We start from the raw sequence: 8,939 nt of genomic DNA on the forward strand, positions 1-8,939 counted from the left end.
GGAACCGCTTACCGCCTAAAAACCGGTTTCCAGCTGTTTTTTAGGCGGTTTTTTGGTTCTTTTTAGCACTTTTCGCCTTCCCTGAACGGAGTTATTCCACTACCGCCGACAAACGCCAGCCAAAGATGGTCGCCATGCGTGTCAGGTTGTAGGCGGCGAAGGTGAACGTGGTCTGCGTGCGCACCTTCGCCAGGCCGATAAAGCGTGCCTTGCGCAGCCCACCGATGGTTTTACTCCAGCCGAATATCTCCTCGACGAGCTTGCGTTTCTTGATGCTCACCGCGTAGCCGACATGGCGCGTGGTCCGCTCATCGATGGCGCTGTGTTTTTTCTGGGCAACGTGCGGTGTCACGTCCAAGCTGCGCAATTGCTTGACGAACGCGGCCGCGTCGTAACCCTTGTCGGCGCCCAGCGTCGCGCCGGCTTTTTTGATGCTGCGCCTAGCCATGATGAACGCTGCGTCGCGTTCAGCCGTGCCAGTCGCCAGTGTGGTGGTGGCGTCAACCACCAGGCCGTGGCGACTCTCCATCAGCGCATGGCCCAGGTAGCACCGCCTGGCCTTGTCGCCGTCAACTTTTTTGTACAGCCGCGCATCCGGATCGGTCGTCGATTGGCGTGTCTCGTTGGAGCGTTTCTCTCCCTTGAAGTCGACCGTGGCGTTGCGGCCCCCGTCGCTCGGCGTTGGCCCGCTGCCATCTTTCTTGGTGAAGCTCTTGACTGATGCCCACGCCTCGGTCATGGTGCCTTCGACGGTGAAATGCTCGTCCGAAACCAGAATTTGCCATTCGGCGATGCACAACACCTGGGCGAAGAAGCGCTGTGTCATCGCCTCGCTGAACAGACGCTCACGGTTGGCGCTGAAGGTCGAGTGGTTCCACACGGCCTCGTCGAGGTTCATGCCGACGAACCAACGGTACAGCAGATTGTATTCGATGTGCTGCACCAGTTGGCGCTCGGAGCGGATCGAGAACAGCGTCAGGATCAGGCTGGCGCGCAGCAGGCGTTCCGGGGTGATCGAGGGACGCCCATGGCGCGAGTACAGCGCCTGGAAATCGTCGTTCATGCTGGCCAGAATGGCATCGACCAGCACCCGCAGCTTGCGTAACGGATGTGCATCGAGGATGCGTTCCTCCAGCGAGCGGTAACTGTACAGGGAGTACTGGGTGACGTCGATCTTGCGCATGATGGCGGAGCTGAAAGTGGGCTGATTGAACAACATTTACCGGCCCGGGGGGGCGGGAGCGGCGATAAATTCAACACCCTATTAAGATGACAACTGTGAAGCTGCGTTTGGCGATGGTGTGCATGGGCAAACCGGAAACCAATGGCATGGTCGAGCGTTTCAATGGCCGCATCAGCGAGATCGTTAACCAGACCCGTTTCGGTTCTCGGGACGAACTGGAATCGACGTTGCGCAATTACCTGAAAATCTATAACCACAACATTCCTCAGCGCGCCCTGAATAACGAAACACCGATCCAGGCAATGAAAAAATGGCAGCAGACCAAGCCAGAATTATTCGTTAAACGCGTCTATAACCAGGCGGGTCTTGACATAGACGATTCAGCGAGTGATCGTTTGGCTAGGCCGGAAACGCGTTGGTCAAGCTCCGTGTGGCAGCCCAAGATGTTGATTGGCCGGAACCGCGACATCGATCAGCTTGGGTTTTGGCAGGTCGAGCCCCGCCATGAGCGCGACGAATTCCCTGTCGCTGCGGTTGGCCAGACGCGCGTTGTGCCGTTTTTCCCATCCGATGGTGGAGACCGACTGCCCCTTGTAGTCATGCGCCGGCCAGACCCGCGTGTCGTCCGGCAGCACGAACAGTTTGGTCGTTGCGCTGTCGTATAGGGCCTGCGCGCTGCCGCTCTGGAAGTCAGTGCGGCCGCAACCGTCAATGAGCAAAGTGTCGCCGGTAAACACGTTGCCGCGCCACAGGTAGCTCATGCTGCCAGCGGTATGGCCGGGCGTATGCAAGACCACGATCCGCTCACCCTTGCCAAAGGAGATAACGTCGCCATCGGCAAGTTGTACCTCAGCAGGAGCAATACCGCAGCCGCCCGGTACAGCGGCCTTGGCGCCGGTCAATTCGCGCAGCTTGCCGGCCGAAGTGACATGGTCGGCGTGGGCATGCGTTTCCAGGATGTAGGCCAGTTCCAGGTTTAGGCGGGCGAGGTGCTGCAAGTCGCGCTCCCAGTGCCGCTGGACCGGATCTATCAGCACTGCCGCGCGCTCGCCGGGAGCCACAAGGATGTAGGTAAATGTTGACGAGTCGGTATCGAACAACTGGATAGGATTGACGTTCATGGTGGGTCTCCGAAATAATGCAATAATTGAGGGGGCCTAGAGCAGGGCTTTGGCGAGCATGCCAATTGCCACGGCAGCTGCGACTGCGGCAAATCCGATCTGCAAATGTGGCCCCGCCAGTCGGGCCGCCACTACACGTCCGCCAAGCATGCCCGCCAGGGCACCGGCTGAAAATGGCATCGCCACACTCCACGTCATGCCGCCCGTGGCCGCGCTGGCGAGCACGCCAGTTACCGATACCAGCGCGATGACGGTCAGCGACGTGGCGACAACCGACCGCATCTCCAGATTGGTATAGCGCTGTAGCGCGGGCACCATAACAAAACCGCCGCCTACACCCAACAGTCCCGACAACAGGCCCGCCACCGTTCCGGACAAGGCGAGCGCGCGTGCGCAACCGCTGGTCCAGATGAAGCGACCGCTGTGCGCGTCGCGCATGCAGGGGTGGACATCGGGGCTTGGGCGGATTGCGGCAGGCGTGCCTGGCCTGGCCTGGCGCACGGTCCGCGCTGCCACGAACAGCAGGATCAGTGCGAATAGAGCGCTGAGCCAGCGATTGTCGATCCGATGTGCAATCCGCAGGCCGAACGGCGACAGCAGCATGCCGGATCCGGCGATCAGGAACGCTGCACGGTAGCGTACGATACCATCACGTAGCCCGAGAACCGCGCCCAATGCGGCAGCCATGCCTACCGCGAGCAGGCCGATCGGTCCTGCTTGCGCCAGGCCCATCTGCAAGCCGAAGACCAGCAGAGGCACGGCGAGGATGCCGCCGCCGGCGCCGGTCAGCGCGAGTATCACGCCGACGACCAAGCCAAGTCCGAGAGCAATGAACATAGTTTCTCCGCAGGTTAGCGTACGGTTTGTGCGGCCAGCCTGGAGCGCGCACGCAGGCGTTCGACGAGTTCGAAGATCGCCATGCCGGTCAGCATGGCGGCGCTGAAAAGAAGTGGCTTGGCATTGCCGCTGGCGAGCGAGGCAAGCGCCGGACCAGGGCAGTAGCCAGCGAGGCCCCAGCCAGCGCCGAAGGCAAGGCCCCCAAAGACCAGGCGGCGGTCAATTTGGGTGGCGGTTGGCAGGCGCATGACGTCGCCGAGCAGTGAACGCTTGCGCCCGGCGGCAAGGCGAAAGGCCAGCAGTCCGACCAGGATGGCGCCAGCCATGACCAGCCCGAGCGAGGGGTCCCAATCTCCCGCCAGATCGAGGAACCCGATTACCTTGGACGGATCGGTCATTCCAGAAACGATCAGGCCGATTCCAAAGACCAAGCCGACGATTAACGCCATAATGACTTGCATGATGCTCTCCTTAAACGAGTACGTGACGGATTACGAACACGGTGACGAAGCCGGCGAACATGAATGCCGCAGTGGCCGCCAGGGATCTGGGCGACAGGCGCGACAGGCCGCATACGCCGTGGCCGCTGGTGCATCCGGAGCCATAACGGGTACCGATCCCGACCAGGAGCCCGGCAACGATCAGGGCAGGGGTGCCGGCATCGATTTGCACTGTCGGGAGTGGCGCAAAGAGACCGAACACCAGCGGCGCCGCGACCAGGCCGAACAGGAAGGCGACGCGCCACGCTATATCGCCTCGCGGCCATGCCAGCAGACCGCCCAGGATGCCGCTGATGCCGGCAATCCTGCCGCTAAAGAGAATAAACAGCGCCGCCGACAGCCCGATCAGTACGCCGCCGACAGTCGCGGCCAATGGTGTGAAATGGGTCCAATCGATCATGACGTTTCTCCTTCTTTTCTGGGACAAAACAGTTCATACAACAGTTGCAGGATTGCCAGCGCCTCGGCGCTAGCGATACTGTAGAAAATTTGCTTGCCTTCGCGCCGCGTGCGCACTAATTGTTCATCGCGTAGCACGGCCAGTTGCTGGGACAGGGTCGGCTGGCTGATGCCAAGTACGGTTTCCAACTCGCTCACGCAATGTTCGCCTTGGGTCAGCTGGCACAACAGCGTCAAGCGGTCCGGGTTGGCCAGCACCTTCATCAAGCCGCATGCCTGCATTGCGGCGAGGTGCATTGCGTCTACATCGATTCTTTCAGTTGCCTTTGCCATCCTGACGTTCCTTTCCAAGTAGCGCGCCTTTCAATATATAAAATTATATACTACTTTTTAATATATTGTATGGGAAAGCGGCGCCGCGACCCGGCCTGTGGGGCAACTAGCTTATGGTAACGTTGAGAATTCCTCGAATGCGGCGAGGGCATTGGCCGAGTACATAGCCGATGGGCCGCCTCCCATATAGATTGCCATTCCCAGCGCCTCTTCGAGTTCGGACTTGGTTGTACCGAGTTTCACAAGTGCCTGAACGTGAAAGCCGATGCATGCATCACAGTGGGCCGCCACGCCCAAGGCAAGCGCGATTAACTCCTTGGTCTTCTTGTCGAGGGCACCATCCCGCAATGCCGCCTTGGCCAAGTCGCCAAACGCCTTCATGACGTCTGGCGTATCGGCGCGTAAGGTGCCGAGTTGCTTTGAAACAGAGGCCGTCAATTCCCGATATCCAGCTGGGCTGTTCGTCATACGAGGCTCCTCATTGACATGGTTCATTTCTTAATCGGGCAAGTACGAAACCCGAACGGAAGATACGCCGGGCAGAAGCGAAAGATCCCGGTGGCCAGCGGCGCTAGGCCAAGCCAGCCCCAGGGGCCGATCACGCCAAACAGGGTGGCCGCGATCAAGCATGCCCCTACCAGAATGCGAATTGTCCGGTCAATACTACCTACGTTAGCTTTCATGCTTACCTTTTTCAATGAGTAGATGATGGTGGAAGGTTATTGAGAACCATCTCCTGCCTTGCCGCCACACGAGAACACTTGATGGCTAGCAAAGTTCATATCAATGACAGGAGCAAGTTCTATGCCAAACACAGGCCACATCAATTACTCGTGGAATAACAAGGGCTTGGCTTGGCAGGCTGGTCATCGCCGATTCCAGGCACATCGTGCGCGACTGCCACGCTGACAGCGATGGCAGTGTTTGGCAGTCAATTGATCAAACTACGCCAGTCCCACCTCTTTCAGTCGCCTGTATAGCGTGCGTTCACTGATGCCCAAGTGCGCCGCCAGTTCGCTGCGGGTACCGCTATACGTCGCCAGCAGCGTTGGCAAACCATCGCTGGCGCCGTCGGTGCGGATCGCCGTTGGGATGATCCGTACGGCTGGCGCGACAGGTAGATGCTCGGTACGAATCACGCCGTCGTCGGCAAATAACCTGGCGCGCTCCAGCACGTTGCGCAACTCGCGCACGTTGCCCGGCCACGCGGCCTGCTGCAATTGGATCATTGCCTCGGCTTCAATTGTCAGCTTACGCTTGCCGGCGTCGGCACGTTGCAGGAATGAATTGACCAGCAAGGCAATGTCTTCGGCGCGCTGGCGTAGCGGCGGCAACTGTATCGGGAAGGCACTGATGCGGTAATACAGGTCCTGCCGGAATTGCCCATCCATCATCATTTTTTCCATTGGCTTGTGGGTCGCGGCAACAAGGCGGAAATTGGCGTGCAGCGTCTCGACGCCGCCGACGCGCCGGTAGGTGCCCGATTCGATCAGGCGTAGCAACTTGACCTGCATTGTCAGTGGCACGTCGCCTATCTCGTCGAGAAACAGGGTGCCCCCCTGCGCGGTCTCAACTAGTCCCGGTTTGCGCGTGCCGGCCCCCGTGAACGCGCCTTTTTCATGGCCGAACAGTTCGTTCTCGAATAGCGTTTCGGTTAATCCGGAGCAATCGACCACGACGAACGGGCCGCCCGCGCGTTCGCTCGATTCATGGACGGCCCTGGCAAACAGCTCCTTGCCGGTGCCGGACTCCCCCAGCAGCAACACTGGCAACATCGATGGCGCCACCCGCTGCAGCGCCGCCAGCGCCAGGTTGAAAGCCGGCGAACGACCGACCAGGCCTTCGTCGCTGGGCCGCGCTGAGGCGCTGCGCACGGTCGCCAGTCTTTCGACGTAGGCAGTAATGACACCGCGCTTGTCCAGAATCGGCCGCAATTCCACTTCCACGTGTTCGGGACCGCGTGGCGTGTGGTGAATGTGCAGCACCCGGTCCGGACCGCGCAACTCCTGCGCTTTCTTCATAGGGCAATCCTCACCAGCCTGATCGCAAGGCACATCGTAGTGATGTGAAATCCGGTAGCACTTTTGACCGAGAAACGGCTTACCGGCGCTGCCAAACTGGCGCTGGTATGCCGTGTTGGCGGCGAGGATGTTGTAGTCGGAATCGAGCACGATCATCGGATGCGGCTCGTGTTCCAGAAACGACACCAGCGCCTGTACTTCGGATGGACGCGACCCCGGCTTGGCGGGGAAGGGGTGCTTGCTGTTCATCGTCGCTCCTGATGGTGATTTTCGGTTTTCACAGCACTGCCATGCTTGTCAGGCACACTGCCAATGGCAGTCCCGCGCGCCAGTTGCCGCTGCTGCTACGCTTGCCTGACTTTTGAATCGGCACCATCGAATCAAGCACTTGGTGTTCAAATCATGCGCTTTCCTTACGTGGCACGGGTCTTGCTGTAACTCTGGAAACGGCGGCTTCACCAGGCCAGCCTCAAGGAGAAAGAAAGATGACAGCCCGTACACAACTTCAAGTCGAAGGATTCTTCGATCCGGTCACCAGCACCATCAGTTATCTGGTGTTCGATCCTGACACCAGGCGCTGTGCATTGATTGACAGCGTACTCGACTACGATGCCAAGTCCGGCCATACCGCAACCACCTCGGCCGACAAGCTCCTTGCCCGTGTTGTGGAGCTGGGCGCGCAGGTCGAGTGGATTCTCGAAACTCATGTTCATGCGGACCACCTGACGGCCGCGCCCTACCTGCAACATACGCTCGGTGGCAAGGTCGCCATTGGGCAACATATCGCCACCGTGCAGGAAGTCTTCGGCACGCTTTTCAACACCGGGCCGGAGATGGCGCGCGATGGGAGCCAGTTCGATCATCTCTTCAAGGACGAAGAGCACTTTACCATTGGCAATCTTAGATGCCGTGCACTGCACACGCCAGGTCACACGCCGGCTTGCATGACTTATACGATGAGCAATGGCAGCCAGATGGCTGCTTTCGTTGGCGATACCTTGTTCATTCCCGATTACGGTACCGCGCGCTGCGATTTCCCTGGAGGTAATGCGCGCACGCTATTTCGTTCAATCAACAAAGTGTTGAGCTTGCCGGAACACACTGTGCTGTACATGTGCCACGACTATCAACCGGACGGGCGCGAGCTGCAATTCGTCAGCAGCGTCGCCGATGAACGGGCCAACAATGTCCATGTTCGCAAAGGTATCAGCGAGGAAGAGTTTGTCGCGATGCGCACCAAGCGCGATGCGACCCTGGAGATGCCAATGCTGATTCTGCCATCGGTGCAGGTCAATATGCGCGCCGGCCATTTCCCGGAGCCCGAGGCGAATGGCACGCGCTACCTGAAGATCCCGCTCAACGTGGCTTGAGCTACCCGTCAACTTGAATAGGCGGGAGCGCGATCGTTCCGGCGTAACGGGACCATCGCCGGCTTTCCTGCGCGACCCGTCGCAACGCAATGCGCCTTGAGTGCGCATTGCAGCGCAATCATTGCCAGAATATCATGCGGTGATGCCGCGCAAACGATGGCGCCCGGAACCAGTCTTCAAGCATTGTCTTCCTTGGAGGAGTAGGGGGGCGGCCGAACACGCAATTGGTACTCCTTACGCGCTTGCAACTAGTCGCGATGCGCCCATCGCTACCGGCATGTTGAACCAGAACAAGGACCCGCATCCGACTTCACTCTCCGCTCCAATTATTCCTCCCATCGACTCGACAAGTTTCTTGGTCACGACCAGGCCGACGCCAGTTCCGACCTCCTTTCCGCGGTCCTGACCGAGCCGGTTGAACGGTTGAAATAGGCTCGCTAGCTCCTTCGGCGTTAAACCATGCCCAGTATCACGCACACCGATACGCACCTGCGCTTGACCATCCATGAAACACGACACATCGATGCTCCCACCAAGGCGATTGTATTTGATCGCATTAGATAGAAGATTGAGCATCACTTGCTTGATCCGTACCGGGTTCGCGAGAATGTCCAGGCCATTTGCGTTAGCCAGGTTCATGCGCAGTCCTGCATTGGCCACGAGGGGCTTAATCATGGCAAGTAGATCTTGCAGCAGGGCGTCGATGGAAACTGGCTCGCACGACAGACTTGCGGATTCAGCTTCAATTGTCGCCAGATCCTGCACCTCGGTAATCAGGTCGCGCCGATACCAGCCCGCCTTGATTATCTGCATAATCGCCGAGTGCTGCGCTGGCGACGGCGCGGGCGTGCCGGCTTCCAGTATTTGTGCGTAGCCCAGCATGGTACCCAGTGGCGTACGCAACTCGTGTGTCATATGAGTGATGTAGTCTGATTTCGCCACACTGCCGGCCGTGACGGACAACATCGCCAGCTCCGAAAGCTTCAGCTCAGTCACGTCGACGAACGCAGAAATGGCGCCGCATGCACCGCCTTGCTCGTCCCACAAAGGCATGGCATTCTGAGGTACCCTGACTTTTTCGGACACTCTTGTTTGGTAAACTTCACCAACTGGAGAACTTATGAAACGCTCAACAACATACACACCAGAGCTTCGGGAAGAAGCGGTAAAACTGG

The 8,939-nt window shown here is 59.1% G+C and carries 11 protein-coding genes and 1 pseudogene; 2 read left to right on the forward strand and 10 right to left on the reverse strand.

Annotated elements, in window-relative coordinates; all coding sequences use genetic code 11:
* Positions 1-91 precede the first annotated feature (91 nt).
* On the reverse strand, positions 92-1,183 hold the full coding sequence (locus ACQ4W6_RS25235; RefSeq protein WP_436569917.1) for an IS5 family transposase: 1,092 nt from the start codon (positions 1,181-1,183) through the stop codon (positions 92-94).
* Between the two features lie 116 nt (positions 1,184-1,299).
* Here ACQ4W6_RS25235 and ACQ4W6_RS25240 point away from each other — a divergent pair.
* Positions 1,300-1,557 (forward strand): annotated as a pseudogene (locus tag ACQ4W6_RS25240) (integrase core domain-containing protein); the annotation flags it as partial.
* 45 nt (positions 1,558-1,602) lie between these two features.
* Here ACQ4W6_RS25240 and ACQ4W6_RS25245 read toward each other — a convergent pair.
* The 8 genes from ACQ4W6_RS25245 to ACQ4W6_RS25280 all read right to left on the reverse strand — a co-directional run bounded on the left by ACQ4W6_RS25245 (position 1,603) and on the right by ACQ4W6_RS25280 (position 6,643).
* A complete protein-coding gene (locus tag ACQ4W6_RS25245) occupies positions 1,603-2,304 on the reverse strand; it encodes an MBL fold metallo-hydrolase (RefSeq protein WP_436569908.1) in 702 nt (233 codons plus the stop codon).
* A gap of 36 nt (positions 2,305-2,340) precedes the next feature.
* On the reverse strand, positions 2,341-3,141 hold the full coding sequence (locus ACQ4W6_RS25250; RefSeq protein WP_436569909.1) for a sulfite exporter TauE/SafE family protein: 801 nt from the start codon (positions 3,139-3,141) through the stop codon (positions 2,341-2,343).
* A gap of 14 nt (positions 3,142-3,155) precedes the next feature.
* Positions 3,156-3,602 (reverse strand): YeeE/YedE family protein, encoded by a 447-nt coding sequence (locus tag ACQ4W6_RS25255; protein WP_436569910.1) that lies wholly within the window; start codon positions 3,600-3,602, stop codon positions 3,156-3,158.
* A 10-nt stretch (positions 3,603-3,612) separates the two neighbouring features.
* Positions 3,613-4,041: a YeeE/YedE family protein gene (locus ACQ4W6_RS25260; RefSeq protein ID WP_436569911.1), complete on the reverse strand. Its 429-nt coding sequence runs from the start codon at positions 4,039-4,041 to the stop codon at positions 3,613-3,615.
* A complete protein-coding gene (locus ACQ4W6_RS25265; protein WP_436569918.1) occupies positions 4,038-4,373 on the reverse strand; it encodes a metalloregulator ArsR/SmtB family transcription factor in 336 nt (111 codons plus the stop codon). The genes ACQ4W6_RS25260 and ACQ4W6_RS25265 overlap by 4 nt, the downstream gene beginning before the upstream one ends.
* 111 nt (positions 4,374-4,484) lie before the next feature.
* On the reverse strand, positions 4,485-4,841 hold the full coding sequence (locus ACQ4W6_RS25270) for a carboxymuconolactone decarboxylase family protein (RefSeq protein ID WP_436569912.1): 357 nt from the start codon (positions 4,839-4,841) through the stop codon (positions 4,485-4,487).
* A gap of 23 nt (positions 4,842-4,864) precedes the next feature.
* On the reverse strand, positions 4,865-5,056 hold the full coding sequence (locus ACQ4W6_RS25275; protein ID WP_436569913.1) for a YgaP family membrane protein: 192 nt from the start codon (positions 5,054-5,056) through the stop codon (positions 4,865-4,867).
* A gap of 261 nt (positions 5,057-5,317) precedes the next feature.
* Positions 5,318-6,643, reverse strand: coding sequence for a sigma-54 interaction domain-containing protein (locus ACQ4W6_RS25280; RefSeq protein WP_436569914.1), 1,326 nt, complete (start codon positions 6,641-6,643; stop codon positions 5,318-5,320).
* A 236-nt stretch (positions 6,644-6,879) separates the two neighbouring features.
* Here ACQ4W6_RS25280 and ACQ4W6_RS25285 point away from each other — a divergent pair, with 236 nt between their 5' ends.
* Positions 6,880-7,764 (forward strand): MBL fold metallo-hydrolase, encoded by an 885-nt coding sequence (locus ACQ4W6_RS25285; RefSeq protein ID WP_436569915.1) that lies wholly within the window; start codon positions 6,880-6,882, stop codon positions 7,762-7,764.
* A gap of 234 nt (positions 7,765-7,998) precedes the next feature.
* Here the strand turns inward: ACQ4W6_RS25285 and ACQ4W6_RS25290 are convergent.
* The coding region (locus ACQ4W6_RS25290) for a sensor histidine kinase (protein WP_436569916.1) at positions 7,999-8,939 on the reverse strand (941 nt) is incomplete at its 5' end.

This window comes from Janthinobacterium woesei (assembly GCF_051380875.1).
Taxonomy (GTDB): domain Bacteria; phylum Pseudomonadota; class Gammaproteobacteria; order Burkholderiales; family Burkholderiaceae_D; genus Janthinobacterium.